This is a genomic window from Micromonospora auratinigra, assembly GCF_900089595.1.
Lineage (GTDB): Bacteria > Actinomycetota > Actinomycetes > Mycobacteriales > Micromonosporaceae > Micromonospora > Micromonospora auratinigra.
In genome coordinates, this window is sequence record NZ_LT594323.1 from 2,152,863 (window position 1) to 2,178,845 (window position 25,983).

25 protein-coding genes and 1 riboswitch are annotated in these 25,983 nt (G+C 75.0%); of the genes, 17 read left to right on the top strand and 8 right to left on the bottom strand.

Going from position 1 to position 25,983, the window contains the following annotated elements; genetic code table 11:
• Positions 1-11: 11 nt before the first annotated feature.
• The 3 genes from GA0070611_RS09885 to GA0070611_RS09895 are packed head-to-tail and all read left to right on the top strand — an operon-like array spanning position 12 to position 3,729.
• Positions 12-2,705 carry a cation-translocating P-type ATPase gene (locus tag GA0070611_RS09885; protein ID WP_231921391.1) on the top strand — a complete coding sequence of 898 codons (2,694 nt, stop codon included), beginning with the start codon at positions 12-14 and terminating at the stop codon, positions 2,703-2,705.
• Positions 2,706-2,728: 23 nt separating this feature from the next.
• A complete protein-coding gene (locus tag GA0070611_RS09890; RefSeq protein WP_091661295.1) occupies positions 2,729-3,091 on the top strand; it encodes an ArsR/SmtB family transcription factor in 363 nt (120 codons plus the stop codon).
• Positions 3,088-3,729 carry an SRPBCC family protein gene (locus GA0070611_RS09895; protein WP_091661298.1) on the top strand — a complete coding sequence of 214 codons (642 nt, stop codon included), beginning with the start codon at positions 3,088-3,090 and terminating at the stop codon, positions 3,727-3,729. The genes GA0070611_RS09890 and GA0070611_RS09895 overlap by 4 nt, the downstream gene beginning before the upstream one ends.
• A 54-nt stretch (positions 3,730-3,783) precedes the next feature.
• On the opposite strand, the gene GA0070611_RS09900 is transcribed toward GA0070611_RS09895, so the two are convergent.
• Positions 3,784-4,128 carry an ADP-ribosylation/crystallin J1 gene (locus GA0070611_RS09900; protein ID WP_091661301.1) on the bottom strand — a complete coding sequence of 115 codons (345 nt, stop codon included), beginning with the start codon at positions 4,126-4,128 and terminating at the stop codon, positions 3,784-3,786.
• Between the two features lie 134 nt (positions 4,129-4,262).
• Between GA0070611_RS09900 and GA0070611_RS09905 the strand changes: the two genes are divergently transcribed.
• The 3 genes from GA0070611_RS09905 to GA0070611_RS09915 all read left to right on the top strand — a co-directional run bounded on the left by GA0070611_RS09905 (position 4,263) and on the right by GA0070611_RS09915 (position 6,053).
• Positions 4,263-4,823, top strand: a complete 561-nt coding sequence (locus GA0070611_RS09905; protein WP_407940419.1) for an NADAR family protein — start codon at positions 4,263-4,265, stop codon at positions 4,821-4,823.
• A complete protein-coding gene (locus GA0070611_RS09910) occupies positions 4,820-5,467 on the top strand; it encodes a hypothetical protein (protein WP_091661309.1) in 648 nt (215 codons plus the stop codon). Before GA0070611_RS09905 ends, GA0070611_RS09910 begins: the two co-directional genes overlap by 4 nt.
• 70 nt (positions 5,468-5,537) lie before the next feature.
• Positions 5,538-6,053, top strand: a complete 516-nt coding sequence (locus GA0070611_RS09915) for an NUDIX domain-containing protein (protein ID WP_091661313.1) — start codon at positions 5,538-5,540, stop codon at positions 6,051-6,053.
• Positions 6,054-6,214: 161 nt separating this feature from the next.
• On the opposite strand, the gene GA0070611_RS09920 is transcribed toward GA0070611_RS09915, so the two are convergent.
• Positions 6,215-7,381: an LLM class flavin-dependent oxidoreductase gene (locus GA0070611_RS09920; protein ID WP_091661318.1), complete on the bottom strand. Its 1,167-nt coding sequence runs from the start codon at positions 7,379-7,381 to the stop codon at positions 6,215-6,217.
• A 145-nt stretch (positions 7,382-7,526) separates the two neighbouring features.
• Between GA0070611_RS09920 and GA0070611_RS09925 the strand changes: the two genes are divergently transcribed.
• The 6 genes from GA0070611_RS09925 (at position 7,527) to GA0070611_RS09950 (ending at position 13,466) form a co-directional block, all read left to right on the top strand.
• Positions 7,527-8,513, top strand: a complete 987-nt coding sequence (locus tag GA0070611_RS09925) for an aliphatic sulfonate ABC transporter substrate-binding protein (protein ID WP_091661322.1) — start codon at positions 7,527-7,529, stop codon at positions 8,511-8,513.
• Positions 8,510-9,340 carry an ABC transporter permease gene (locus GA0070611_RS09930; RefSeq protein WP_091661325.1) on the top strand — a complete coding sequence of 277 codons (831 nt, stop codon included), beginning with the start codon at positions 8,510-8,512 and terminating at the stop codon, positions 9,338-9,340. Before GA0070611_RS09925 ends, GA0070611_RS09930 begins: the two co-directional genes overlap by 4 nt.
• Positions 9,313-10,044, top strand: coding sequence for an ABC transporter ATP-binding protein (locus GA0070611_RS09935; protein WP_091661328.1), 732 nt, complete (start codon positions 9,313-9,315; stop codon positions 10,042-10,044). The genes GA0070611_RS09930 and GA0070611_RS09935 overlap by 28 nt, the downstream gene beginning before the upstream one ends.
• A 16-nt stretch (positions 10,045-10,060) precedes the next feature.
• The gene (locus GA0070611_RS09940) at positions 10,061-11,467 is read left to right on the top strand and encodes a selenium-binding family protein (protein ID WP_091661332.1); all 1,407 of its coding nucleotides are present in this window, start codon (positions 10,061-10,063) and stop codon (positions 11,465-11,467) included.
• Positions 11,464-12,102 (top strand): hypothetical protein, encoded by a 639-nt coding sequence (locus tag GA0070611_RS09945; RefSeq protein ID WP_091661336.1) that lies wholly within the window; start codon positions 11,464-11,466, stop codon positions 12,100-12,102. Before GA0070611_RS09940 ends, GA0070611_RS09945 begins: the two co-directional genes overlap by 4 nt.
• An 80-nt stretch (positions 12,103-12,182) precedes the next feature.
• Positions 12,183-13,466 (top strand): sulfite oxidase, encoded by a 1,284-nt coding sequence (locus GA0070611_RS09950; RefSeq protein ID WP_091661339.1) that lies wholly within the window; start codon positions 12,183-12,185, stop codon positions 13,464-13,466.
• A gap of 6 nt (positions 13,467-13,472) precedes the next feature.
• Here GA0070611_RS09950 and GA0070611_RS09955 read toward each other — a convergent pair whose 3' ends face one another.
• Both GA0070611_RS09955 and GA0070611_RS09960 read right to left on the bottom strand, forming a co-directional pair.
• Positions 13,473-14,012 (bottom strand): RNA 2'-phosphotransferase, encoded by a 540-nt coding sequence (locus GA0070611_RS09955; protein ID WP_091661343.1) that lies wholly within the window; start codon positions 14,010-14,012, stop codon positions 13,473-13,475.
• Between the two features lie 87 nt (positions 14,013-14,099).
• The gene (locus tag GA0070611_RS09960; protein ID WP_091661347.1) at positions 14,100-15,146 is read right to left on the bottom strand and encodes an aldo/keto reductase; all 1,047 of its coding nucleotides are present in this window, start codon (positions 15,144-15,146) and stop codon (positions 14,100-14,102) included.
• A 251-nt stretch (positions 15,147-15,397) separates the two neighbouring features.
• On the opposite strand from GA0070611_RS09960, the gene pgi reads away from it, so the two are divergent.
• Positions 15,398-17,032 carry a glucose-6-phosphate isomerase gene (gene pgi / locus GA0070611_RS09965; RefSeq protein ID WP_091672736.1) on the top strand — a complete coding sequence of 545 codons (1,635 nt, stop codon included), beginning with the start codon at positions 15,398-15,400 and terminating at the stop codon, positions 17,030-17,032.
• Between the two features lie 113 nt (positions 17,033-17,145).
• On the opposite strand, the gene GA0070611_RS09970 is transcribed toward pgi, so the two are convergent.
• Both GA0070611_RS09970 and GA0070611_RS09975 read right to left on the bottom strand, forming a co-directional pair.
• The gene (locus tag GA0070611_RS09970) at positions 17,146-17,556 is read right to left on the bottom strand and encodes a hypothetical protein (RefSeq protein ID WP_091661350.1); all 411 of its coding nucleotides are present in this window, start codon (positions 17,554-17,556) and stop codon (positions 17,146-17,148) included.
• Positions 17,557-17,606: 50 nt separating this feature from the next.
• Positions 17,607-18,149: a GNAT family N-acetyltransferase gene (locus GA0070611_RS09975; RefSeq protein WP_091661353.1), complete on the bottom strand. Its 543-nt coding sequence runs from the start codon at positions 18,147-18,149 to the stop codon at positions 17,607-17,609.
• Between the two features lie 59 nt (positions 18,150-18,208).
• On the opposite strand from GA0070611_RS09975, the gene GA0070611_RS09980 reads away from it, so the two are divergent.
• On the top strand, positions 18,209-19,543 hold the full coding sequence (locus GA0070611_RS09980) for an SWIM zinc finger family protein (RefSeq protein WP_091661357.1): 1,335 nt from the start codon (positions 18,209-18,211) through the stop codon (positions 19,541-19,543).
• Positions 19,540-22,095: a hypothetical protein gene (locus GA0070611_RS09985; RefSeq protein WP_091661361.1), complete on the top strand. Its 2,556-nt coding sequence runs from the start codon at positions 19,540-19,542 to the stop codon at positions 22,093-22,095. The genes GA0070611_RS09980 and GA0070611_RS09985 overlap by 4 nt, the downstream gene beginning before the upstream one ends.
• Positions 22,096-22,290: 195 nt before the next feature.
• On the opposite strand, the gene GA0070611_RS09990 is transcribed toward GA0070611_RS09985, so the two are convergent.
• Positions 22,291-24,012 (bottom strand): acyl-CoA dehydrogenase family protein, encoded by a 1,722-nt coding sequence (locus tag GA0070611_RS09990; RefSeq protein WP_091661366.1) that lies wholly within the window; start codon positions 24,010-24,012, stop codon positions 22,291-22,293.
• Positions 24,009-24,578: a PadR family transcriptional regulator gene (locus GA0070611_RS09995; RefSeq protein WP_091672739.1), complete on the bottom strand. Its 570-nt coding sequence runs from the start codon at positions 24,576-24,578 to the stop codon at positions 24,009-24,011. The genes GA0070611_RS09990 and GA0070611_RS09995 overlap by 4 nt, the downstream gene beginning before the upstream one ends.
• A 136-nt stretch (positions 24,579-24,714) precedes the next feature.
• Positions 24,715-24,826: riboswitch (SAM riboswitch) on the top strand.
• A 32-nt stretch (positions 24,827-24,858) separates the two neighbouring features.
• Here GA0070611_RS09995 and GA0070611_RS32205 point away from each other — a divergent pair.
• Positions 24,859-24,990 carry a hypothetical protein gene (locus tag GA0070611_RS32205; RefSeq protein ID WP_269456356.1) on the top strand — a complete coding sequence of 44 codons (132 nt, stop codon included), beginning with the start codon at positions 24,859-24,861 and terminating at the stop codon, positions 24,988-24,990.
• 99 nt (positions 24,991-25,089) lie between these two features.
• Entirely contained in the window at positions 25,090-25,947 is an 858-nt protein-coding gene (locus GA0070611_RS10000; RefSeq protein ID WP_091661369.1) for an ABC transporter substrate-binding protein, read from the top strand.
• Positions 25,948-25,983: the final 36 nt, after the last annotated feature.

The following is a 25,983-nucleotide window of genomic DNA, read 5'->3' on the forward strand; positions in this document are numbered from 1 at the left end:
AGCCTGGGAGCGTGGCGCAGCAACGGACAGCCGACGGCGGGCCGGACCCGCGTGCGCCGGTTTCCGACTGGTACGTCGCCCTGGACTCCGGACCGGACGGCCTGGACAGCGCCGAGGCGCGCCGCCGGCTGGGCACGTACGGACGAAACGAGCTGCGCCGGCAGCGGCGGCGCGGCTGGGGGCGGGAGGTTGCCCGGCAGGTCGGGCACCCGCTCGCACTGCTGCTCTGGGTGGCCGCCGCGCTGGCCTGGGTCGCCGGCACGCCCGCGCTGGCCGGGGCGATCCTGGTGGTGATCGCGCTGAACGCGCTCTTCGCCTCGGTGCAGGAGCGCCAGGCCGAGCGGGCGGTGGAGGCGCTGTCCCGCTACCTACCGAGGCGGGCCCGGGTCCACCGAGACGGGCGCTGGCAGGAGATCCCGACGGCGGAGATCGTGCCCGGCGACGTGCTGGCCGTCGCCGAGGGCGATCGGATCTCCGCGGACGCCCGGCTGGTCGAGGGGTCGGTGGAGGTCGACCTCGCCGCGCTGACCGGCGAGTCGGAGCCGGTCCACCGCTCGGCGGACGCACCGCCGGGCGAGGGCGGGCCGAGCGAGGCGGCCAACCTGGTCTTCAGCGGCACCAACTGCCTCGGTGGGCAGGCCCGGGCGCTGGTGCACGCCACCGGGATGCGCACCGAGCTGGGCCGGATCGCCGCCCTGTCGCAACGGGTCGGCCGGGAGGAGAGCCCGCTCGAGAAGCAGGTACGCCGGGTCGCCTGGCTGATCGCCGCGGTGGCGGTCGGCGCCGGGCTGGTGTTCTTCCCGATCGGGGTGTTCGCCGCCGGCATGCCGATCGGGGACGCCTTCGCGTTCGCCATCGGCCTGCTGGTCGCCAACGTGCCGGAAGGACTGCTGCCGACCATCACGCTCGCGCTGGCCGTCGGCGTACGCGGCCTGGCCCGGGTGGGCGCGGTGGTGAAGCGGCTCAGCGCCGTGGAGACGCTCGGCTCCACCGACGTGATCTGCACCGACAAGACCGGGACGCTGACCGAGAACCGGATGCGGGTGGTCGCCGTACGGGCTGCCGGGGAGCTGCACGACCCGGCGCCGGAACCGGGCGAGCGACCCGACCCGGCCCTGCGCGCGCTGGCGGTCGCGGTGGCCGCCTGCAACAACGCCGAGCGTGAGCGGGGCGACCCGACCGAGGTCGCCCCGCTGCGCTTCGCCGCCGACCTGGGCGTCACCGACCCGGGCCATCCCGGCCGGCGGGCGCAGTTCCCGTTCGACGCGACGCTGCGGCTGATGTCCACCGTCGACGACCATGCGGGGACCCTCTGGCTGCACACCAAGGGCGCGCCGGAGGCGGTGCTGGCCCGGTGTACCCGGGTGCTGACGGCCGATGGCGCGGACCGGCCGCTGGACGACGCGTACCGCCGGGAGCTGTCGGCGGCGGTGACCGCGCAGGCCGGGCAGGGCCGGCGGGTGCTCGGGGTGGCGCGGCGGCGGCTGGACGGGCTGCCGGCCCGGCGCGCGGAGGCCGAGCGGGAGCTGAGCTTCCTCGGTTTCGTGGCGATGGTGGACCCGCCCCGGCCGGAGGTGCCGGCGGCCGTCGCGCGCTGTCACACGGCGGGCATCCGGATCGTCATGGTCACCGGTGACCACGGGCTGACCGCGGCGGCGATCGCCCGCCAGGTCGGCATCGTGCACGGCGAGCCGACCGTGGTGACCGGCGACCAGCTCGACGCGATGTCGCCGGAGCGGCTGCGGGAACTGCTCGCGCGGGGGCGGGAGGTGGTCTTCGCCCGGGTCTCGCCGGAGGCGAAGCTGCACATCGCCGAGGCACTGCGGGCCAACCACGAGGTGGTCGCGATGACCGGGGACGGGGTGAACGACGCGCCGGCGCTGCGCCGGGCGGACATCGGGGTGGCGATGGGCCGCACCGGCACCGACGTGACCCGCGAGGCCGCCACCATGGTCCTCACCGACGACAACTTCGCCACCATCGTGGCGGCGGTCGCCGCGGGCCGCCGGGTCTACGACAACGTCCGCAAGTTCATCCTCTACATCTTCGCCCACGCCACCCCGGAGGTGGTGCCCTTCCTGGTCTTCGCGCTCTCCGCGGGGGCGGTGCCGCTGCCGCTGACCGTGCTGCAGATCCTCGCCATCGACCTGGGCACCGAGACGCTGCCCGCGCTCGCGCTGGGTCGGGAGCCGGCCGAGCCCGGGCTGATGGACCGGCCGCCCCGGCGACGCAGCGACCGGGTGGTCGACGGCCCGCTGCTGGCCCGGGCCTGGGGCTTTCTCGGGTTGATCTCGGCGGTACTGGTGCTGGCCGGGTTCTTCGTCGTGCTGCTGCGCGCGGGCTGGCGTCCGGGCGCGCCGACCGGCGCCGGCGCCCCGCTGCACCAGGCGTACCGGGAGGCGACCACGATGACCTTCCTGGGAATCGTGGCCTGCCAGGTCGGCACCGCGTTCGCGGCCCGGACCGAGCACGCCTCGCTGCGGGCGGTCGGGGTGTTCAGCAACCGGCTGCTGCTCTGGGGCATCGCCTTCGAGATCGGGTTCGCCGCGCTGATCGTCGGCGTGCCGCCGCTGCGCGAGGTCTTCGGCACCCGGCCGCCCGAGCCGGCCGTACTGGTCCTGCTGCTGGCGTACCCGCCGATCGTCTGGGGTGCCGACGAGCTGCGCCGCGCGGCGCGCCGACACCAACAGCACTCGCTTATATAAGTCGCATCTGATAGAAAGGGCGGGTGCACGCCTTCGACGTCCTGGGCGACCCGGTGCGCCGCCGGATCCTGGAGCTGCTGGCCCGGGGTGAACAGACCGCCGGCGCACTCGGCGCGACCGTTCAACAGGAGTTCGGGATCAGCCAGCCGGCCGTGTCGCAGCACCTGCGGGTGCTGCGGGAGAACGGCTTCACCACCGTGCGACCCGAGGGCACCCGCCGGCTCTACGCGGTGGACCCGGGCCCGCTGCGACAGGTCGACGAATGGCTGGCCGGCTTCCGCCGGTTCTGGACGCCGCCACTGGAGGCGCTCGCCACCGAACTGGCCCGCGGCCGCCGGGAGCGGCGACTGCCCGCGGGCGACACCGAGGAGAGGACACCATCATGATCGACGTGATCGGGCAGGTCAGCGAAGTGGAGCGGCAGCTCGGCAGCCGTACGCTCCCGGCCGGCGAGGCGCGGGTGATGACCATCAGCCAGACGTACGACGCGCCGGTGGCGGACGTCTGGGACGCGGTCACCAGCGCCGAACGGATCCCCCGCTGGTTCCTGCCGATCTCCGGCGAGCTGAAACTCGGCGGGCGCTACCAGTTCGAGGGCAACGCCGGGGGCACGGTGCAGCGCTGCGACCCGCCGCACGGCTTCGCCGCCACCTGGGAGATGGGCGGGGAGGTGAGCTGGATCGAGGTGCGCCTCACCGAGGCCGGCCCCGGGCGTACCCGGTTCGAGCTGGAGCACGTCGCGCACGTCGACGACCAGCGCTGGGCCGAGTACGGCCCGGGCGCGGTCGGCGTCGGCTGGGACGGCGCCCTGCTCGGGCTGGCGTCGCACCTGGCCGCCGACGGCAGCGGGATCGCCCCCGAGCAGGCCGTCGAGTGGATGGGCTCCGACGAGGGCCGCCGGTTCTTCACGCTGGCCAGCGAACGCTGGACCGAGGCGAGCATCGCCGCCGGCACCCCCGCCGACGAGGCCCGCGCCGCCGGCGACCGGACCACCGCCTTCTACACCGGAGCCCCCACCCCCTGACCGTCCGGTGCGCGGGCGACGGCGGCCGCCGCCCGCGCACCGTCCCCGGGTGGATCAGCGGAAGGTGTGCACCAGTTCGATCGGGCCGACGAGGTGCTGGTTGAACAGGTCCAGCTCCTCGGCGGGCACCCACAGCTCCAGGATGTCCCGGCCGCCGACCTGGCGGACCGGGTAGCGGGCGGCGAACTCGCGCTGCACCGCGAACCGGGTCACGTGACCGACGCCGGAGGCCGGGACGTTCCAGTCCCGGGCGATCATGATCGCGTACTCCTCGTTCAGCACCGGGTAGAAGATCGGCTGGTCCGGCAGCCGGGGCGGCCACGCGCGCCAGCCGGACGCCTCGACCAGCGCCAGCTCCTTCGGCCCGGTCGGCCGCCACAACGTCACGGTCTCCACGATCTGCCTCCTCTCCGAATCGGTCGGCGCAGGTTAGCGGCCCCGGCGGCGCTCGGGCCACCGGTTTCCACCCGCGCGGAACCGGCCGCACGAAACCGGGCGGCGGAATGTCGGTGCGGTCGACCAGAATGCCGATCATGTCGATCCGATCCGTCGCGGACCTGCTCGCGGCCCTCCAGTCGGGCCGGCGGGTGAAGTACCTCCACTTCTGGGGGCACCGCCCGCAGCGCGACGGCAGCGTGGGGGCGGGCTGCCTGAGCCAGTGGTGGCCGGCGCCGTTCACCGTGGACGGTCGCACGTACGCCACCGCCGAGCACTGGATGATGTGGCACAAGGCCACCCTCTTCGGCGACACCGGCACCGCCGCACGCATCCTCGAGGCCGGGCACCCGCAGCGGGCCAAGGCCCTCGGCCGGCAGGTGCGCGGCTTCGACGAGGCGACCTGGACCGCCCGCCGGTACGAGATCGTGGTGGCCGGCAGCGTGGCCAAGTTCGCCCAGCACGACGCGCTGCGCGCCTTCCTGCTGGGCACCGGGGACCGGGTGCTGGTGGAGGCCAGCCCGGTCGACCGGATCTGGGGCATCGGGCTGGCCGCCGACGACCCGCGCGCCGCCGACCCGGCCACCTGGCAGGGCCCGAACCTGCTCGGTTTCGCCCTGATGGCGGCTCGGGACGCCCTGGGCGAGGAGGCGGCGTGACGGCGCGGCAACTGCCCTCGGGCGACGAGATCCGCGCCCACCTGCGCACCGAGGTCAACCGCGCGCTGCGCCGCCCCGGCATGTACGGCGACGAGATGACGTTGATCATGCTCTGTCGTACCCTCGCCGTCGCCGAGGGGATCGAGGACGTCTGGCGGGCGGAGTACGACGCCCGGCACGACCTGGGCTGGTTCCCGCCGACCGGGGTGCTCGGCGCGGTCCGCCGGTTCCTGCCCGCCGGCCACCGCGCCTACGACGCCGTCGCCTCGATCTACGCCGGCTTCGCCCACCGGGTCGGCTGGCTCGAGGTGCGGCGCCGGCTGACCGACGGCGAGTACGACGAGATGCTGCGGGACCTGCCCGGCTGGGTGGCCGAGGACCGCACGGCGGCCGACGCGCTGGCCCGCTTCGGTCCGCCCTCGGTGCCGCCGGGCAGCACCAATCCCCGCTTCCCCCGCACCTGGCTCTACGTCGCCGGTCCGGACCGGCCGCCGCTGTTCCTCGACTTCTGGCCCCGGGAGGAGGAGCCGGAGGAGGACGGGCCGGTGCTGCTGCTGGCCCGCGAGGGCGGCCGGCCGTTCGGCGAGTCGTTCTGGTTCACCCCGCAGGGCCGGCGTCGGCGCCCCGCCGAGGACGACGACTGATCCGGCCGCCGCACCGCCGGGCGTCGACCGACCCGGCACCGGGCCAGGCGGACGGGTAACGTGCAACGGCGTGACCGGCGCACCGTACTCGCACTGCTCGTACTGCGGCTCGGCCTACCCGGCGGGAGCCGGCTGGCCACGGGTCTGCGCGGCCTGCGGCGAGACGGTGTGGCGCAACCCGACGCCGGTCGCGGTCGCGGTGCTGCCGGTCCGGACGCCGGACGGGCTCGGCGTGGTGGTCGTGCGCCGCGACATCGAACCGGCCCGGGGCGAGCTGGCGTTGCCGGGCGGGTTCGTCGAGTACGGCGAGGAGTGGTCCGAAGCGCTGGTGCGGGAGCTGCGCGAGGAAACCGGCCTGCGGGCCGAGGCCGCCGAGGCCCGGTTGTTCGCGGTGCACGGCGCGCCGGCCGGCGGCACCATGATGGTCTTCGGCGTGCTGCCCGAGCGGGCGCTGGGTGACCTGCCGCCCTCCGCGCCCACCGAGGAGGCCACCGAGTGGCTGGTCCTCACCGAGCCGGTCGAGCTGGCCTTCTCCACGCACACCCGGGTGCTGGCCGACTTCCTCGCCGACACGCGTCCCGCCTGACCGGCCCCGGTCGGTGGACACCGCCCGGCCGGCCCCGGCCGGCGGACACCGCCCGGCCGGCACCGGCCTGCGTCCCGGCCGGTGCCACGTGACCGCCGGCCCGGGCGGGCGACGACCGGCCCCGAACCGGGCCGGACACGTCGCCGACCCGGGACGACCGGTCACCGGCTCGACGGTGCCGGCACGGCGGCGAACGGCACGGCCGCCGGAGCGACCTCCGCCGGCTCGCCGGCCGGGTGCCGCCAGAGCCCGCGGCGGCGCAGGACGGGCAGCACCCCCTCGCCGAACCAGTACGCCTCCTCCAGGTGGGGATGCCCGCTGAGGACGAACTCGTCGATGCCGAGGGCGTGATATTCGGCGATCCGGTCGGCGACCTCGGTGTGGCTGCCCACCAGGGCGGTGCCCGCGCCACCCCGGACCAGCCCCACGCCGGCCCAGAGGTTGGGCGAGACCTCCAGGCCGTCCCGGGAGCCGCCGTGCAGCTCCAGCATCCGGCGCTGCCCCTCGGACTCGCTGCGCCGCAGCCCTTCCTGCACGGCCCGGACGTCGGCCTCGGCGATGCCGTCGAGCAGCCGGCGCGCCTGCGCCCACGCCTCGTCGGCGGTGTCCCGGGCGATCACGTGCAGCCGGATGCCGAAGCGCAGCTGGCGGCCGGCGGCCGCGGCCAGCCCACGGATCCAGTCGAGCTTGCCGGCCACCTGTGCCGGCGGCTCGCCCCAGGTGAGGTAGACGTCGCTGTGCCGTACCGCGACCGGCCCGGCGGCGGCCGACGACCCGCCGAAGTAGACCGGCGGCACCGGGTCGGGCAGCCGGCTCAGCCGGGCGTCCTCGACCCGCAGGTGCTCCCCGCGGTGGCTGACCGTCTCGCCCCGCCACAGCGCCCGGACCACCTGCAGGAACTCGTCGGTACGCGCGTACCGGCCGTCCTTGTCGAGGAAGTCGCCGTACGCGCGCTGCTCGGCCGACTCGCCGCCGGTGACGACGTTGAGCAGCAGCCGGCCACCGGAGAGGCGCTGGAAGGTGGCCGCCATCTGCGCGGCGAGGGTGGGTGAGAGCAGTCCGGGCCGGAAGGCGACCAGGAACTTGAGCCGCTCGGTGACCTCGGTGAGCATCGCGGTGCTGAGCCAGGCGTCCTCGCACCAGGCGCCGGTGGGGGTGAGCGCCCCGACGAAGCCGAGCTGTTCGGCGCTGCGGGCGATCTGCCCGAGGTAGGCGATGCTGGCCGGCCGGGCCCCGCCGGCGGTGCCGACGGGCACGCCGTGGCCGCCGCCCACGATGTCCCGGCTGTCGCCGTAGGTCGGCAGGAACCAGTGGAAGGTGAGCGTCATCGGGGAGCCTCCGGCGGGCGGTCCAGGGGCCGTCTCCTGAGGGGTGGGACGACCACCCGCACAGCCTACCCATAAAACCTATCGGGTTGGTAGGTTGCCCGCGATCGTCGACCCAGCCCGCTGTCGCCCTGCCGAGGAGCCCGCCATGCGTACCCCGTCCAGACCCGCCCTCCGCCGTCCCCGCCGCCTGGTGACCGCGCTGCTCACCGCCGTGGCGTTGGTGGCGGTCGCCGGGGTGGCCGCGTGCGGCGGCGACGCCGACGCCGCCGGCGGTGACAGCGAGCGTCCACTGCGGATCGGCTACCAGCGCTTCGGCGGACTGAGCCTGGTCAAGGCCCGCGACGCCGCCCCGGACGTGCAGTGGTCGCTGTTCGAGAGCGGGCCCGCGCTGACCGAGGCGCTCAAGGCCGGCTCGATCGACATCGGTCAGGTCGGCGAGGCCCCGCCGGTGTTCGCCGCCGCCGGGAAGATCCCGTTCGCCGTCATCGGCACCTCGCAGCCCGTGCCGCAGGGCGAGGCGGTGCTGGTCAAGGCCGACAGTCCCTACCGCAGCTTCGCCGACCTGCGCGGTCGCACGGTGGCCCTGAACAAGGGCTCCAACGTGCACTGGCTGCTGGTGAAGCTGCTCGCCGCGAACAAGATGACGCTCGCCGACATCAACGTGAAGTACCTCAAGCCGGCCGAGGGACGGCCCGCCTTCGACAACGGTCAGGTGGACGCCTGGATCATCTGGGACCCGTACTTCGCGCTCGCCGAGCAGCCCGGCGTCCGGGTGCTCGCCGACGCCACCGGCCTGACCGGCAACCGCGAGTACGTACTGGCCTCACCGGCCGCCGTGCGCGACCGCACCGACGACGTCCGGGCCTTCCTGCGGACCTACCGGCAGACCACCGACTGGGGCATCGCCCACCCCTCGGAGCGGGCCCGCGTCCTCGCCCCCGAACTGAAGATCCCGCTCGACGTGACCACCCGCGCGCTGGCCCGCAGCGCCAAGCCGCTCGCCCCGGTGACCCCCGCGATCGGCGCGGAACTACAGGCCATCGCGGACAGCTTCGTCGCCCTGAAACTGGTGCCCGGCCCGGTCGACATCGCCGGACGCGTCGACGACCGGTTCGCCACGGAGTTCCAGTGAGCGTCCCGACGCTGACCGGCGCGCCCCCCGCCACCGCCGCCCCGGTGCCGCACACCCGAGCGGAGCGACCGGCGCGGCGCTGGCGACGAGCGGTCAGCCCGGTCGTGCTCGTGCTCGGCTGGGAGGCCGCCGCGCGGGCCGGGCTGCTGCCGGCGGAGAAACTGCCCGCGCCCAGCGCGGTGCTCGGCACCGGGTGGCGGCTGACCCGGGACGGCACCCTCGCCGTGCACCTGCTCGACTCGCTGACCCGGGCCGGGCTCGGGCTGCTCATCGGCGGCGTGCTGGCGCTGCTGCTGGGCGCGGTGGCGGGGCTGGCCCGCGTCGGGGACGACGTCGTCGACCCGCCGGTGCAGATGGGCCGGATGCTGCCGCACCTCGGCCTGGTGCCGCTGTTGATCATCTGGGTCGGGATCGGTGAGTCGCTGAAGGTCACCCTGGTCGCGCTCGGCGCGTTCTTCCCGCTCTACTTCAACACGTACGCCGGCATCCGGGACATCGACGAGCGCCTGGTGGAGGCCGCCCGGTCCTGCGGCCTGGGCCCGGCGGCCCGGTTGCGGCACGTGGTGCTGCCCGGCGCGCTGCCCGCCCTGTTCCTCGGCCTGCGGCTGGCCATCGGGGCGGCCTGGCTGAGCCTCGTCGTCGGCGAGCAGGTCAACGCCCAGACCGGCGTCGGGTTCCTGATGATGGAGGCGCGCGAGTTCAGCCAGACCGACGTGGTCGTGCTGGGGCTGCTGATCTACGCCCTGCTCGGTCTGCTCTCCGACCTTGCCCTGCGCTGGCTGGAGAGGAGGATGTTGACATGGCGACGCGGACTGCGGGCGACCTGAGCACCGCCCGACCGGTGCTCACCGCCCGCGCCGTGACCCGGGCGTTCGGGGCCAGCGTCGTGCTGGCCGGCGTCGACCTCACCGTCGCCGCCGGCGAGACCGTGGCCCTGCTCGGCGGCAGCGGCTCCGGCAAGAGCACCCTGCTGCGCGTCCTGGCCGGCCTCGACGAGGAGGCCGGCGGCGAGTGGACCCGGCACGGCACGACCGCGGTGGTGTTCCAGGAACACCGGCTGCTGCCCTGGAAACGGGTGGCCGACAACGTCGCGCTCGGGCTCACCGGCCCGGACGTCGCCGGCCGGGTCGGGCGGGCGCTGGCCGAGGTCGGGCTCGCCGACCGGGGCCGGGCCTGGCCGGCCGAACTCTCCGGCGGGCAGGCGCAGCGGGTCGCGGTGGCCCGGGCCCTGGTCCGCGAACCCGACCTGCTGCTGCTCGACGAGCCGTTCGGCGCGCTGGACGCGCTGACCCGGCTGCGCATGCAGGGACTGCTGCGCCGGCTGCGCGCCGAGCACGGCTTCGCCGCGCTGCTGGTCACCCACGACGTGGAGGAGGCGCTGCTGCTCGCCGACCGGGTCCTGCTCCTGGACGGCGGGATCATCGCCGACCAGGTGCCCGTCGACCTCGGTCCGTCCCCCGGCCCCGACGACCCCGCCTTCGGCGCGCTGCGCCGACGGCTGCTCGACCGTCTCGGCGTACCCGCCCCCTGAGCACACCGGAGAGCTGATGACCCGCTGGACCCCCGACCCGAGCTTCTACCCGTCCCCCCGCGAGGCGGCCGGCGCGCCGGCCGAGAAGCTGGCGTACGTCGCCGCGTTCGACCGCGCCGGGCAGCAACCGGACGCCATCGCGGTGCTCGACACCGACCCCGACTCCGACACGTACGGGCAGGTGGTGGGCTGGACCGAGCTGCCCTCCACCGGCGACGAGCTGCACCACTTCGGCTGGAACGCGTGCAGCAGCGCGCTCTGCCCGACCGCGCCGCACCCGCACGTCGAACGGCGCTACCTGATCGTGCCGGGCCTGCGGTCGTCCCGGATCCACGTGCTGGACACGAAGCCCGACCCGCGCCGGCCGACGCTGGTGAAGGTGATCGAGGCCGACGAGCTGGGCAAGCGGGCCGGCTACTCCCGCCCGCACACCGTGCACTGCGGACCGGACGGCATCTACGTCTCCGCCCTCGGCGGCGCCGACGGCCAGGAGGGGCCGGGCGGCATCGCCGTGCTCGACCACACCTCGTTCGAGGTACGCGGAGCCTGGGAGGCCGACCGGGGCCCGCAGTTCCTGGCGTACGACTTCTGGTGGCACTACACCCAGGACGTGCTGGTCACCAGCGAGTGGGGCACCCCGGCGATGATCGAGGACGGGATCGTCGGTGAGCTGCTGCTCGGCCGCCGCTACGGGCACGCCATCCACTTCTGGGACCTGGCGAAGCGCCGGCACGTGCAGCGCGTCGACCTCGGCGACCAGTACCAGATGCCGCTCGAACTGCGTCCGGCGCACGACCCGACGAAGTCGTACGGGTTCGTCGGCGTGGTGATCAGCGTCGAGGACCTCTCCGCGTCGATCTGGGTGTGGCACCGCGACGGCGACGCCTGGGCGGTGACCAAGGTGATCGACATCCCGGCCGAGCCGGCCGCCCCGGACGCGCTGCCCGACCTGCTCAAGCCCTTCGGCGCGGTGCCGCCCCTGGTCACCGACATCGACCTGTCGGTGGACGACCGGTTCCTCTACGTCTCCTGCTGGGGCACCGGTGAGCTGCTCCAGTACGACGTCAGCGACCCGTTCCACCCGGTCCAGGTCGGTGCGGTACGCCTCGGCGGCATCGTGGGCCGGACCCCGCACCCCGCCTTCCCCGACGAGCCGCTCTCCGGCGGCCCGCAGATGGTGGAGATCAGCCGCGACGGCCACCGGGTCTACGTCAGCAACTCCCTCTACGGCTCCTGGGACGACCAGTTCTACCCCGACGGGGTGGGCGCCTGGGTGGCGAAGCTGGACGTCGACCCCGAGCGCGGCGGGCTCACCCCGGACCCCCGGTTCTTCCCGCGCGGGGCGGACTTCCGGGGGCGACGCGTACACCAGACCCGGCTGGAGGGCGGGGACGCCTCCTCCGACTCGTACTGCTTCCCGTGACCGGCGCGACCTGGTTGACGCTGGCCGGCCTCGGCGCGTTCCACGGCCTGAACCCGGCGATGGGCTGGCTCTTCGCGGTCGCCCGGGGCCTGCAGGAGCGCCGCCGCGCGGCGCTGCTGCGGGCCCTGCCGCCGATCGCCGCCGGCCACCTGGCCTCGGTCGCGGTGATCGCCGCGCTGGTCAGCGCCACCCGCTCGGTGGCGGCGAGCACCGCCGTCGCGGTCGTCGGCGGGGCGTTGCTGGTCGGTTTCGGCCTCTGGCGGCTGCTCTCCGAGCGGCACTTCCGCTGGGCCGGCATGCGGCTCTCCCCCGCTCAGCTCACCGGCTGGTCGTTCCTGATGTCGTCGGCACACGGGGCGGGGCTGATGCTGCTGCCGGTGCTGCTGGCCGAGCCGGCGGTGACCGCCGGCCCGCACGCCGGGCACCTCGCCGCCGCGCCGGCCGGGGCGCTGACCGGCCTGGCCGCCGCCGGGGTGCACACCGTGGCGATGCTCGCCGTCGCGCTGGCGGTCGCCGTCGTGGTGTACGAGGTGCTCGGCGTGGGCGTGCTGCGCCGGGCCTGGTTCAACGTCGACCGGCTCTGGGCCGGGGTGCTGGTGGCGGCCGGGGTGGTGACGCTGATCGCCGCGACCTGAGCCTGCTGACCTGCGTCGGATCGACGGGCCTCCCACTGGTTGGATGGGGTTCGGCAGCGTCGCCGAACCGGAGGTCAGCCATGTCCCGTACCCCGTCGCCCGAGGAGACCGACCACGACGGCCGCCGGGCCCGGCAGTGGCTGGCCGGCCGCGCCCACTGCCCCGGCGTCGCCCGCGACGACCTGCTGGAGCTGGGTTCCGCGATGGCCGCGCTGACCGCCGCCGCGGCGGAACGCGAACCGGTGGCGGTGACCCCGGCCCCGGTCGGCGTGGACCCGGGCGCACCGATCGCGAAGCCGCTCCGGCCCGACCTGCTGCGCCCGCTGGAGACCAACGCGGAGATGCGCTGGGCGGCGATGGCCGGCCAGGGGTACGTGGTGCCGAACGACCGCTTCTTCGTCCGCAACCACACCCGCTCGCCCCGGCTCGACGCCCGCAGCTGGCGACTGCGCCTGTTCGGCACCGGCCTGGCCGGCGCACCCACCCGCGACGACCCGGTCGAGTTCGACCTCGACGAGCTGCGCCGGCTGCCCGCCGAGGAGAGCACCGCGCTGCTGGAGTGCGCCGGCAACGGGCGGCGCTTCTTCGCCGACCAGCAGGACGAGCACCCGCCCGGGGTGGCCTGGGACCTGGGCGGCGTCGGGGTGGCCCGCTGGCGGGGCGTCCGGCTGGGCGCCGTGCTGCGCCGGGCCGGGCTCACCGCCGACGCGGTCGACGTGATGCCCGAGGGGCTCGACCCGCACTACGTGACCGGCGGGGTGGACCTGGGTCCGGTCCGCCGCCCGCTGCCGGTGGCGAAGGCCCTCGACGACGTGCTGCTCGCGTACGAGATGAACGGGGAGCCGCTGGGCGTCGACCACGGCTTCCCGGTGCGGGTGGTGGTGCCCGGCTGGATCGGCATCGCCTCGATCAAGTGGGTCGGCCCGATCGAGGTCTCGGCCACCCCGCTGTTCTCGCCGTGGAACACCCGGTTCTACCGGATGTTCGGGCCGGGCCGGCCGGCCGACGGCGCCGACCTCGGCGCCCAGTGCGTGAAGAGCGCCTTCGAGCTGGCCTGGGACGCCCGGGTGCCGGCCGGCACCCAGGTGCTGCTGCGCGGCCGGTCCTGGTCGGGGGCGGGGCCGATCGCGCGGGTCGAGGTGGACACCGGCGACGGCTGGCGGCCGGCCGACCTGGTCGCCGCCGACCGGGGCGGCCCCTGGCAGCGCTGGACGGTCCGCTGGCGGCCGATGACGCCCGGCCGGTGCGTGCTGCGCGCCCGGGCCACCGACGTCACCGGGGCCGGTCAACCCGACCGGGCCGACCGCAACGACCTCGGGTACCTCTTCGACGCGGTGGTGCGCCACCCGGTCACGGTGCGCTGAGGCAGGTCAGGGCCGCAGGTAGCCGGGTGGCACCGCGTCGGTCAGCCAGACCCCGTTGTCGCTGCGGTGGAAGACGAACCCGTCCGCCGCCATCGCGGCCGCCGCGACGGTCAGCACCACCACCGTGCCACCGCGCCGGGAGCCGACCCGGCGGGCCGTCGCCACGTCCGGCGACAGGTGTACGTGGTGGCGGCGCCCCCGCCGCAGCCCCTCGGCACGGATCGCCGCCAACACGCTGTCGCTGGTGCCGTGGAAGAGCAGCTCGGGCGGGTCGGCCGGGGCCAGACCCAGGTCGACCGGGACGGAGTGGCCCTGGCTGGCCCGGATCCGGTCGGCCCCGTCCGCCCCGGCGGACACCGCGAACCGTTGCTTGTCGTTCCCGGCGACCACCGCGTCGAGGTCGGCGCGGGTGATCCGCAGGGCGGCGAGCAGGTCGTCGACGGGCACCCAGCCGGCGCGGTCGAGGGTCAGCCCGAAGCGGTCCGGCCGGTGCCGCAGGGCCAGCGACATCCGCTTGCTGACCCGGACCAGGTCACGATGATCCACGCCGTTCAGTGTGGCGCACCGCCCGGACCGGGGCGACCGATATCGGCGGGCCGCCGGCAGCACGGATTCCCTTGTGGAGGGCGGCGGTCAGGCCGCGGCCCGCTCGGCGACCGGACGGCGGCGCCGGGCGGCGTCGAGGGCGGGCGGCGTCCACACCCCGTCCGGCCGGTAGAGGTTCACCCCGGGCGGGACGATCTCGTCGATCCGGTCCAGCACCGCGTCCTCCAGGGTGAGCGACGCGCCCGTCAGCAGGCTCTCCAGCTGGTCCATGGTGCGCGGGCCGATGATTGCCGAGCTGACCGCGGGATGCGCCACGGCGAACGCGACGGCCAGCTCGGGCAGGGTGCAGCCCACCTCGTCGGCGAGCGCCGACAGCCGCTCCACCGCCGCGTACTTGGCCGCGTTGCCGGGCAGCGCCGGGTCGAAGCGGGCCGGCGTACGGGCCGGCCGGCCGGTGCTCAGGTCCACCGCGCGGCCCTGCCGGTAGCGGCCGGAGAGGAACCCGGAGGCCAGCGGGGACCAGACCAGCACCCCCATCCCGTACCGCTGGCAGACCGGCAGCACCGAGCTCTCGACGCCCCGGGCCACGATCGAGTACGGCGGCTGCTCGGTGCGGAACCGCCCGAGCGCGCGCCGCTCGGCGACGTGGTGCGACTCGACGATCTCCTCCGCCGGGAAGGTCGAACAGCCGAACGCCCCGATCTTGCCTTCCCGGACCAGGTCGGTCAGCGCGCCCAGGGTCTCCTCGACGTCGGTGGTGTGGTCGGGGCGGTGCACCTGGTAGAGGTCGATCCGGTCGGTGCCGAGCCGGCGCAGGCTCTCCTCGACCGCCCGGACGATCCAGCGTCGCGAGTTGCCGCCCCGGTTCGGGCCCGCCCCCATCGGGAAGTGCACCTTGGTGGCGAGGACCACGTCGTCGCGGCGGCCCTTGAGCGCCTTGCCGACGATCACCTCCGACTCGCCGGCGGAGTACATGTCGGCGGTGTCGACGACGTTGACGCCCCGGTCGAGTGCGGCGTGCACGATGCGTACGCAGTCGTCGTGGTCGGGGTTGCCGACCGCGCCGAACATCATCGTGCCGAGACAGTGGACGCTCACCTGGATGCCGGTGCCGCCGAGGACGCGGTAGCGCACGGGGTGCTCCCTGGGGGGTACGCCGCGCTGACCGGGCGGCGGCCGGTCCCCGGACGCTAGGTGTTCGAGCGCACTCGAGGTCAAGGCCAGGCCACCCGTCGAACAGGTGTCCCAACGGCGCTCCCGAGGGGTGGGGCGTTCCCGGGTCGCGTCGCGCGTACCGGCGCCGGGTGGCAGGCTGGTGGGGTCGCCGGCAGCGGGGCGACGACGGCCCGCTGGCACACCCCGTCGTGAAGGAGAAGATCGACCCGATGGCAGTGGACGTCACCACCACGGACGAATGGCAGGCGCTGCGCAAGCACGCCGAGGCGATGCGCGGCACGCACCTGCGGGAGCTGTTCGCCACCGACGGGCAGCGGGGCGAGCGACTCACCGGTGACGTCGCCGACCTGCACGTGGACTACAGCAAGAACCTGGTCACCGACGAGACCATCGCTCTGCTCACCGCGCTGGCCGGCCGGGTGCGGCTGACCGACCGGATCGCCGCCATGTTCGCCGGCGCGCACATCAACTCCACCGAGGACCGGGCCGTGCTGCACACCGCGCTGCGGCTGCCGCGGGACGCCGCGCTGGAGGTGGACGGGCAGGACGTGGTCGCCGACGTGCACGCCGTGCTGGACCGGATGTCGGCCTTCGCCGAGCGGGTCCGCTCCGGTGCGTGGCGCGGGCACACCGGGGAGCGGATCAGCACGGTGGTCAACATCGGCATCGGCGGCTCCGACCTGGGGCCGGTGATGGCGTACGAGGCGCTCAAGGCGTACCGGGACGCCGGCATCACCTGCCGGTTCGTGTCCAACATCGACCCGACCGACATCCACGACAAGACCGCCGACCTGGACCCGGCGAGCACCCTGTTCGTGGTGGTCTCCAAGACCTTCTCCACCCAGGAGACCCTCGCCAACGCCGACCAGGCGCGCCGCTGGCTGCTCGCCGGCCTGGACGCCGACGACGACGCCGTGGCCCGGCACTTCGTCGCGGTGAGCACCAACGAGCAGCGGGTCCGTGACTTCGGCATCGACCCGGAGAACATGTTCGGCTTCTGGGACTGGGTGGGCGGGCGCTACTCGCTGCCGTCGGCGGTCGGCCTGTCGGTGATGCTGGCGATCGGCCCGGAGCGGTTCCGGGAGCTGCTGGCCGGCTACCACGCCGTCGACGAGCACTTCCGCAGCACGCCGGTGGAGCGCAACGTGCCGGCGCTGCTGGGCCTGCTCAACGTCTGGTACACGGACTTCCTCGACGCGCAGACGCATGCGGTGCTGCCCTACTCCCAGTACCTGCACCGGTTCCCGGCCTACCTGCAGCAGCTCACCATGGAGAGCAACGGCAAGTCGGTGACCGTCGAGGGCGCCCCGGTGACGTACCCGACCGGGGAGATCTTCTGGGGCGAGCCCGGCACCAACGGCCAGCACGCCTTCTACCAGCTGATCCACCAGGGCACCCGGCTGGTCCCGGCGGACTTCATCGCGTTCAGCCAGCCCAACCACGGCCTCGGCGACATGCACGACCTGTTCATGTCGAACTTCTTCGCGCAGACCGCGGCGCTGGCCTTCGGCCGGACCAAGGAGCAGGTGGAGGCGGAGGGGACGGCCGCCGCGGTGGTGCCGCACCGGGTGATGCCGGGCAACCACCCGACCACCTCGATCATCGCGCCGAAGCTCACCCCGTCGACGCTGGGCCAGCTGATCGCGCTCTACGAGCACATCGTCTTCACCGAGGCCGCGGTCTGGGACATCAACGCGTTCGACCAGTGGGGGGTGGAGCTGGGCAAGGTGATGGCGAACCAGCTCGCCCCGAAGCTGACCGGCGGCACGCCGGACCTGGGCGACGTCGACTCGTCGACCGCGGCGCTGATCCGCCGCTACCGGGCCCAGCGCGGCCGGGACTGACCGGTACGCCGGTGGCGGCGGCCGCTGGGTCGTCGCCACCGGACCGCCGGTCGGGCCGGCGGCGTGGGCACCGCCGGGTCAGGCGCCGGACCGGACCGGCGCGAGCGACTCGGTCAGTCGGCGAGCAGGTCGGCGTGGGCGGCGCGCAGGCGGGCCAGCGTCGGGTCGCCGGCCGGGGCGCGACGGTCCAGTTCGGCCCACACCTCGGCGAGGGCGTCGGCGAACGCCCGCCGCTCGGCGGCGTGCCGCCGGCTGCTCTGCCGGTGCAGCTCCTCCAGGCGGCGGGCCCACCCGGCGCTGATCGTGGCGATCCGGTCGGCGTCGGCCCGGGCCTGCGCCGCCGTGCGGGCGGCGGCCGCGGGGACGATCGCCGCGATCGGGCGGGAATCGCCGTCGCGGGTGACGACGGTGACGGTGTCGGTCAGCTCGGCGAGGGCGACGAGCTGGGTGAGCCGGGTGCGGATCTCGCGCAGCGGCAGGGTTCGCGGCTGGGGGGACCGGTCGGCCAGAGCGGGGGCAGCCATGGACACATGTTCACGTCCGGGTATGACAAAACCGCGGACGTGACCGGCGGTCAGGCCGTCCACTCCGGGGCGAGCACCGACCAGACCTCCATGTCCGCCCGGCCGTCGGGGCCGGGGGCCGCCGCCCGCAACACGCCGTCGCGGCGCATGCCCAACCGTCGGGCGACGGCGATGCTGCGCTCGTTGCCGGCCTTGGTGACCCACTCGACCCGGTGGATGCCCCGGTCCCGGACCGCCCAGTCGATGACCACCCGGGCGGCGCGGGTGACCAGGCCCTGCCCCTCGGCCGCCGGCTCCAGCCAGCACCCGGCCTCGCAGACGCCGCTGGTGGTGTCGAAGGAGACGAAGAGCACCCCGCCGACCAGCGTGCCGCGCTGCCAGATGCCCCAGATGCCGCCGCCGTCGCGCGCCCAGCGGTCGGCGTAGTTCTGCAGGACGCGGCGGGCCGACTCGGCGTCGGTGGCGACGAACGAGGCGCCCACCCACGGGGAGATGTGCTCCCGGCACCGGTCGAGGTTGGCGAGGAACTCGCCGGAGTGCCACGGCTCGAGGGGCCGCAGCTCGGCGTCGTCGGTCAGGGGACGGGCGAACACACAGAGGAAGCTAGCAGGCCGGACAGGGTTTGTCGGTCCGTCGCCCTACGGTGTGCGCCGTGAACGCCGTCCAGACGTACCGATACCTCCAGCCGTCCGCGTTGCGCCCCGCCGGTCTCGATCTGCAGACCTGCGGCGGGCCGGCGGCCAATCCGCGCTTCTTCGCCGGCTTCCTCACCGCGCCCGTCGCCGCGGCCGCGGGGCTGCTGGCCGTCGCCGAGGTGGCCCGTACCCGCTATCACCAACCGGTCAACCCGGCCAGTCTGGACCCGGTGGTGACCGGCAGCCGGGGTGGCCTGCGGTTCGAGTCCTTCTCGGGCTGCTGCGGCGTCTACGCCCGGCTGGACGTCCTCCCGGCCGGCCTCGACGGCGAGGTCGCCGGGCACGGCACGACCAACGTGGACGTCAACCCGCCGCTGCGCGAGGCGCTGGCCCGGGTCGGCGGGATCGAACCGCTGCACGTGGCGGTCGGCCCGGACGACCTGACGGTCTCCACCATGGACGGGGCGGTGGTCGAGAAGAAGGTGCCGCTGCCCGGTCGGTGGCTACGCGGCTTCGCCGAGGTGCAGGTGCTCACCGCCGGCTTCGAGCCGCGCGCCGAGATCCCGGCCGGCGAGGCCGCGGCGTTCCTGCGCCGGCTGCCGGCCGCCGGTGACCGCAGCGTGCTCTGGGCGGTGCCCGCCGGGCGTACGCTGCGGCTCACCTCGCGGCCGACGCCCGGCGCGGTCTGCCTGGCCGGGGCGGGCCGGCTGGCCGCGCTGCGTGGTCTGCTCCGGCACGCGCGCACCCTGCGGGTCTACGGCCCCGCGGTGCGCGCCGGCTCGCCCGCCGTGCCGAGCACCTGGGAGCTGGACACCGGCGCGATGCGGCTCTCGCTGACCCTCTCCCCCGAGCCCTACCGGGGCTTCTCCGGCGAGGGCGCCGCGCTGCTGGCGCTCGCCGGGGACGACGTGCTCGACGACGCGGAGCTGGTCGGCGCCCTGCTCTCCTGGGACCCGACGATCGACGTGGCCGCGCTCGCCGACGCCGCCGGCCTGCCCGACGCCCGGGTACGCGCCGCGCTGGCCCAGCTCGGCACCGCCGGCCGGGTCGGGTACGACGTGGCGGAGGCGGCCTACTTCCACCGGGTGATGCCCTACGACGCCGGCCGGGCGGAGCGGGACAACCCCCGCCTGCTCGGGGCGCGGGCGCTGGTCGAGCGGGGTGCCGTCGAGCGGGACGGCGAGCACGCCACGGTGCGCAGCGGCGAGGAGCGCTACCGGGTGCGCCGGCAGCCGGACGGGTCCTACACCTGTTCCTGCCGGTGGTGGGCGCGGCACCGGGGGCAACGTGGCCCGTGCCGGCACGCGCTGGCCGTGTCGATGGTCGCGGCGCCGGCGGAGGTGCCGGCGTGAGCGCCGTCTTCGCCGACCTGGTCCGGGGCGACGTACCCGCGGTCCGGTCGTTCCTGTCCGGGCTGGACGAGCCGGCCCGCCGCGCGCTCGGCGACGAGCTGGTCGACCACGTCCGGCGGCGGCGCGACAACTGGTGGTGGGGTGCGGAGGCGACCGCCCTGGCGGTGGCGGCGGTGGGCACGCTCAGCACCCCGGCGAAGGCGGCGGCGCTACTGGGCCGCCGGTCGGTCTTCCTGCGCGACGCCGCACCCGACCCGGTGGTCGAGACGGCCCGCGAGCGGGGCGTGACCTGGCTGGCGGAGCTGGCGTACCGGTTGGCCGACCGGCTGCCCCGCACCGAGCCGCTCGACGGCTGGCGGTTCGTGGCGGGGCTGCTGACGGCGGAGAAGGCCGCCCCGCCGACCGGCGACACCTTCGTCGCCGGGTGGGCGGCCGACCTGTGGTGGCCTCCCGTGGACCGGTGCCGGCTGCCGGTACTCGACCGGCTGCGCGCCGACCCGTTCCTGGCGGCGCTGCTGCCCCGGCTGTTCGAGGTGGACGGCGTCGGGCTCGCGCTGGACCGGGGTGGGGTCGGGGACGACCGGGACGCCCTGCCACGGGCGCTGGTCGCGCTGGCGACGGAGGGACGGCTGGACCGGGTGGTGCTGCTCGACGGCGTGCTCGGTCGGCTGCTGCGCGGCGACCGGCCGGCCGCGCTGCGCCCGTTCCTCGCCCTGCACGACCTGCTGGCCCCGACGTCGGCGGAGGTCGCGCCCCGGTCGGCGGCGTACCTGCGGCTGCTCGCCGACGCGCCGGGCCGGGTGGCCGCGACGGCGCAGCGGACGCTGCGCGAGCACCCCGGGGCGGTGGAGCTGCCGGCCCTGCTGGACCGCGCCGGCACGGTGCTCGGTCGACCCGAGAAGGCGCTGGTGAAGGCCCAGTTGTCCTGGCTGGACCGGCTCGCCCGGCAGCGGCCGGAGCAGGCGGCGGAGATCGGCGCGGTCCTCGCGCTGGGCGCCGCGCACCCCGCCGCCGAGCTGCGGGACCGGGCGACGGACCTGGCCCGGCGGCACGGCCACCGGCCGGCCGCCCCGGTCACCGTGACGGTGGCCCGCGACGACCTGCCACCGCCGGTGCCGGCCGCCGCCGCACTGCCGCCGGTCACCGACACCGACGAACTGGTCGAGGAGGTGGCCGCGCTGCTCGGCGACCACCGTCGCCCGGCGCCGCTGGTCGAGCGGGTGCTCGACGGCCTGGTCCGGGTGGCGACCACGGACCGGGCGCGGCTGGCGGACGCCCTGCTGCCGGTGCTGCGGCGGCACCACCTGGGCGAGTTCGACCACATGTGGTCGGTGTTCAACCTGCACGTGCAGCTGGACCGGGTGCTGCTGGCCGCGGCCGGCGCGGAGGTCGGGGTGCGCCGCGACGAGTGGGCCGGGGTGCTCGCCGAGTCGGTACGGCGGGTGCCGCTCCCGTTCCGGCGCCGGTCGACGGTCGAGACGCCACGCCGGCCGGCGGTCACCCAGCTGTACTGCGCCCGGCTCGCCGAGATCGGGCAACGGCTGGACGGCCGGGACGACCCGGGTCTGCTCGCCGCGCCCACCTCGAGCACCGGCGCGGTCGACCCGACGGTCCTCTACGAGCGGCTCGCCGCGCTCGGCGACCGGCCGGTCTGGCGGTGGGACCTGACCCAGGCGCTGCTGCGGCTGCCCGCCGGCCCCGACGAGGTGCTGGCGGCGCGGGCGGCGGCGCTCGGTACGACCGCCGGTGACGAGCTGGCCGGCTGGCTGCGCGGGGACGCGCTGCCCGCACCGGTCCAGCGGGTGGTGACGGTCGGCCGGCGGGACCGGCACGGCGACTACGACTGGTACCACGACCGGCTGCCGGAGCAGCGGACGGTGGTCACCGCGACGCCGCCGGAGGGGGTGGTGGATCCGCTCGGGCTGCTGACCGTTCGGGCGTACCCGGTCGGGCGGGGCAGCCACGGCGGGGACGACGGCCTCTGGCCGGCCCTGTTGCCGGGATACCGGGGGCTGGTCGCCGCGCACCTGCTGCCGGAGATCGCCGGCGCGGCGCAGGAGGACGCCCGGGAGGGCGCGACGGTGCTGCCGCTGCTGGCGGAGTGCACCGGTGCGGGCGGGCCGGCGCTGGACCTGGCGTTGGCGTACGGGCTCTGCGCCCGGCACGAGGTGGATCGGGTGGCCGCGCTGGATGCCCTGCTGATGCTCGCTGCCGCTGGCGACCTGGACGCGCCGGCGGTCGGGGCGCGGCTGGGCGAGCTGGCCGCGACCGGGCAGGTGATCCTGACCCGGGCGGCCACCCCGCTGCGGGACGCGGTGGCCGCGGGCGCGCCGCTGAGCACCTGGCGGCTGCTCGCCGCGGCGCTGCCGCCGCTGCTGGCCGTGCCGGCGCCGCCGCGCGGCACCCCGGACCTGCTCACCCTGGCGGCGGAGACCGCGACCACGACGGGGGTACGGCTGGACGTGCCGGGCCTGGCCGACGTGGTGGCCCGGGGCGGCGGCACCCGACTGGTCACCGAGGCGCGCCGCCTCACCGCCGCCCTCACCCCCTGACCACCCCACCCCTGACCACCCCACCCCTGACCACCCCGCCACCCCGGTGCCCGCCCCGCCCCGCCCGCCCCGCCGACCCGCCCCACCGGCCCGGTGCCCCCTAATTCACGGAAAGAGTGGCTTTCCGGCCCGTCGTGACCACTCTTTCCGTGAATTAGCGGGGCGGGGTGAGCGGGGTGGGTGGGGTGGGGTGGGTCAGGGGTGCATTTCGTAGGTGTCGGAGAGGGCGACGACGCGGGCCCAGACCCGGGCGGCGCGGTCGGGGTCGGGGACGGGGCGGCGGACGTGGGCGAGCGCCCCGGCGGCCTGCGCGTCGGTGGTGGCGCTCTTGCCGTGCAGCTCGGTGGCGTGGCCGGAGAAGTCGCGGACCAGCAGGTCGAAGATCTCGTCGAGCAGGTCGGCGTCGAGGCCGGTCAGCTCGGCCTGCTCCAGGATCAGCTGGCCGTAGACGACCAGCGCGAAGAGCTGGCCGAGGACCAGCAGGAAGTCCAGGTCCCGCTGCTGGGCCTCGTCGGGGGCGTGCGCGGCCAGCAGGGCGCAGAGCCCGTCGGCCTGTTCGCGGAACCGGGCCACGTTGGGCACCCGGGAGTGCGCGTCGTACGGGGCGCGCCAGTCGTGGAACCGGATCGCGCCGAGACCCCGGGCGGGGCCCTGCCGGAACAGGAACTCGTCGTCGGCCGGGTCGTGGCGGGTCGGCACCGGCGGGTGCTCGGCCGGCCGGAACAGGTAGTTCGGCATGAACTTGAGGATCAGCGCCAGGTTGACGTGCACCGTCCCCTCCAGCTTCGGCAGGCCGCGGATGTCCTTGGCGGCCTTGTCGAAGTAGGTGTCGGCCTCGAAGCCCTTGGCGGCGATCACGTCCCAGAGCAGGTCGATGACCTTCTCGCCCTCGGTGGTGACCTTCATCTTGGTCATCGGGTTGAACAGCAGGTACCGCCGGTCGTCCGGGCCGGCCGAGCGGAAGTAGTCGACCGCCCGGTCGCTGAACAGCTTCATCGCCACCAGCCGGGCGTACGCGTCGGTCAGCTCGCGGCGCACGTGCGGGAAGTCGGTCACCCGCCGGCCGTACAGGATCCGCTGGTGGGCGTGGGTGACCGCCTCGTACATGGCGTGTTCGCAGATGCCGATGGAGGCGGTGCAGAGGTTGAACTTGCCGACGTTGACGGTGTTCAGCGCGGCGTCGAAGGCGGCCTGCCCGGTGTGCAGCACGTCCTCGGCGCGCACCGGGTAGTCCTCCAGCCGGAACTCGCTGACGTACATCTGCGCGTTGACCACGTTGCGCACCAGCCGGTACGCGGGGTGCCGGCTGTCGGCGGCGAAGAAGACGTACCCCTCGGGGCCCTCGACGTCGGTGCGGCGGCCGAAGACCGAGACCAGCCCGGCGACGTTGCCGTTGCCGATGTAGTACTTGCCGCCGGTGGCCCGGAAGCCGCCCTCGCCGTCGGGGGTGAGCAGCATGTCGGTGGAGTAGATGTCCGCGCCGTGCGCCCGCTCGGAGAGGGCGAACGCCATCACGTGCCCCTGGTCGAGCAGCTCGGCGGCGCGGGCCCGGGCGGCGGCGTTGCCGCTCTGCCAGACCGGGCCGAGGCCGAGCACGGTGACCTGCCAGGTGTACCAGTAGCCGAGGCCGTAGAAGCCGAGGATCTCCGACAGCGCGGCGTTGCGGGCGGTGTCCCAGCGCTTGTCCGGGTCGTCGCCGGCGTCGGCGGCCGGGGTGAGGAAGGTGGCGAACAGGCCCTCCTTCGCCGCGAAGTCGAGGAAGTCGGCGTACCAGCGGTGCTGGTTGTGGCTGTCGACCAGCTCCCGCTTGCCGCGGGTCTCGAACCAGTCGACGGTGGCGCGCAGCAGCCGCCGGGAGGTCTCGTCGAGGTGGGTGGGGTCGTAGGTGTGCGGGTGCAGCAGCAGCGGGTCGGTCACGGCCGGGCCTTTCCGTCGGGGTCGAGGGTGCGCAGGGTGGCGAGGACGTCGTCGAGCCAGTCGAGGACCATCCGCTCGTACGCGATGCCGCCGCGCAGCACGACGTGCTGCAGCGACGCGCGGGCGTCCCGCGCGGCGGGGTCCGGGAAGTCGCGGCGCTCGCCGGCCAGGTAGCCTGCGAGGGTGGCCTCGTGGTCGGCGCGGTAGCGCTCGACCTCGGCGAGCAGGGCGGCGCGGCCGTCCGGGTCGTCGAAGGCGGCTCCGCGGATCTTGACGGCCAGCTCGTGCCGGACCGCCTCCGGCTGCACGGGGGCGCGCAGCCAGGTCACCAGCGCGGAGCGCCCGCCGGGGGTGACCGACCAGACCTTCTTGTCGGGCAGCCCGTCCTGGCCGACCTCTTCGGCGGTGACCCAGTCGTCGCTCTCCATCCGCTTGAGCACCCGGTAGATCTGCTGGTGGGTGGCGGTCCAGAAGCGGCCGATCGAGCGGTCGAAGCGGCGGGCCAGCTCGTAGCCGGAGGCGGGCTGCTCCAGCAGCGAGACCAGGATGGCGTGCTCCAGCGACATGCCGGCCATCTTGCTATGCAACTCGTTGCATAGCAAGATGGCGTCGCGGGCGCCGCCTCGTTCGGTAAGGCCCGCACGTGAGGCTGCTCATAACGGCTGGACGACCCGGGCGGCGCTGCTGCTAGCCTCTTCGGCAGGTCATGAGCGCCAGCGTCAAGCCCCGGCTCGCTGGCCGGCAACCCTCCTCCGCGGTGGGGTGCCCCGGGTGAGGACCAGGCGACCGGCAGCCGCCGGCGCAAGCGTGGCCTGGCACCCAGGTCAGCAACGACCAGGGAGAACCGTGTCTGCTCCACTCCGCACCCCGCCGATCGACGCTGTCGCGTACCCGACCGGCTTCGCGCTGGTCAAGCGGCGGCACGTCGACCTGATGCGGGTGTGCAGCGACGGCTGTCGCCACCCCGCCGCGCGCTGACGCGCCGCTCCCTCTTCCTCCGTTCGTCCGCAGGCCCCGCCGACTCCGGCGCGGCCGCTCCGGCGCGCTCCCCCGCGTCCGTCCACTCTGGAGAGACCAATGCGCATCCGTTCCGTGCTGACCCGCGTCGCCACCCTCGGCGCCGCCGCCGTGCTCGCCGCCACCGCGCTGACCGCCTGCGGCGACGGCGGCGGCACCGACCAGGCCGCCAACCCGTTGGGGCTGCTCCGCCCCGGCGTGCTGCGCGCCGGCACGCTCACCGACGCCCCGCCGAACGTGTACCTGAAGGACGGGAAGTTCACCGGTTTCGACAACGACCTGCTCACCGCCGTGGCCGCGAAGGCCGGGCTGAAGGTCGAGTTCGTCGGCACCGACTTCTCCGCCCTGCTGTCGCAGGTCAACAACCGCAAGTTCGACGTGGGCAGCTCGTCCATCACGATCACCGAGGCGCGCCGCAAGACCGTCGACTTCGGCAACGGCTACGACTTCGGCTACTTCGGACTCGACGTGCCGGCCGGCTCCTCGATCACCGGCTTCGACCAGCTCGCCGGCAAGCGGGTGGTGGTCGTGCAGGGCACCGTGCAGGACGACTACGCCACCAAGCAGAACCTGAACCCGGTGCGGGTGCCCGACTACAACGGCGCGGTCAACCAGCTCAAGGCCGGCACCGCCGACGCCTGGATCGCCCCGGCAGAGATCGGCGACACGTCCGCCGCCGACAGCAACGGCAAGATCAAGGTCGCGGCGAAGCAGCTCAGCCCCGCCCCCACCGCGTACGCCTTCGCCAAGGGCAACGACAAGCTGCGTGCCGCGCTGGACAAGGGCCTCGACGAGGTGATCGCCGACGGCACCTGGAGCCGCCTGCAGGCGCAGTACTACCCGGGCCGGCCGGTCCCGGCCGACTTCAAGCCCGGCAGCGGCACGGTGGCGGTCCCCTCGCCGTCCGCGGCCTCCTGACCCACGAACACGGACGAGCAGGGCGGTAGGAGCTGA

Coding starts and splice junctions, on each gene's coding strand:
- GA0070611_RS09895 (WP_091661298.1), top strand. CDS start 3,088: ATGATCGACGTGATCGGGCAGGTCAGCGAAGTGGAGCGGCAGCTCGGC.
- GA0070611_RS09905 (WP_407940419.1), top strand. CDS start 4,263: ATGTCGATCCGATCCGTCGCGGACCTGCTCGCGGCCCTCCAGTCGGGC.
- GA0070611_RS09920 (WP_091661318.1), bottom strand. CDS start 7,381: ATGACGCTCACCTTCCACTGGTTCCTGCCGACCTACGGCGACAGCCGG.
- GA0070611_RS09925 (WP_091661322.1), top strand. CDS start 7,527: ATGCGTACCCCGTCCAGACCCGCCCTCCGCCGTCCCCGCCGCCTGGTG.
- GA0070611_RS09935 (WP_091661328.1), top strand. CDS start 9,313: ATGGCGACGCGGACTGCGGGCGACCTGAGCACCGCCCGACCGGTGCTC.
- GA0070611_RS09940 (WP_091661332.1), top strand. CDS start 10,061: ATGACCCGCTGGACCCCCGACCCGAGCTTCTACCCGTCCCCCCGCGAG.
- GA0070611_RS09950 (WP_091661339.1), top strand. CDS start 12,183: ATGTCCCGTACCCCGTCGCCCGAGGAGACCGACCACGACGGCCGCCGG.
- pgi (WP_091672736.1), top strand. CDS start 15,398: ATGGCAGTGGACGTCACCACCACGGACGAATGGCAGGCGCTGCGCAAG.
- GA0070611_RS09970 (WP_091661350.1), bottom strand. CDS start 17,556: ATGGCTGCCCCCGCTCTGGCCGACCGGTCCCCCCAGCCGCGAACCCTG.
- GA0070611_RS09995 (WP_091672739.1), bottom strand. CDS start 24,578: ATGTCGCTGGAGCACGCCATCCTGGTCTCGCTGCTGGAGCAGCCCGCC.
- GA0070611_RS10000 (WP_091661369.1), top strand. CDS start 25,090: ATGCGCATCCGTTCCGTGCTGACCCGCGTCGCCACCCTCGGCGCCGCC.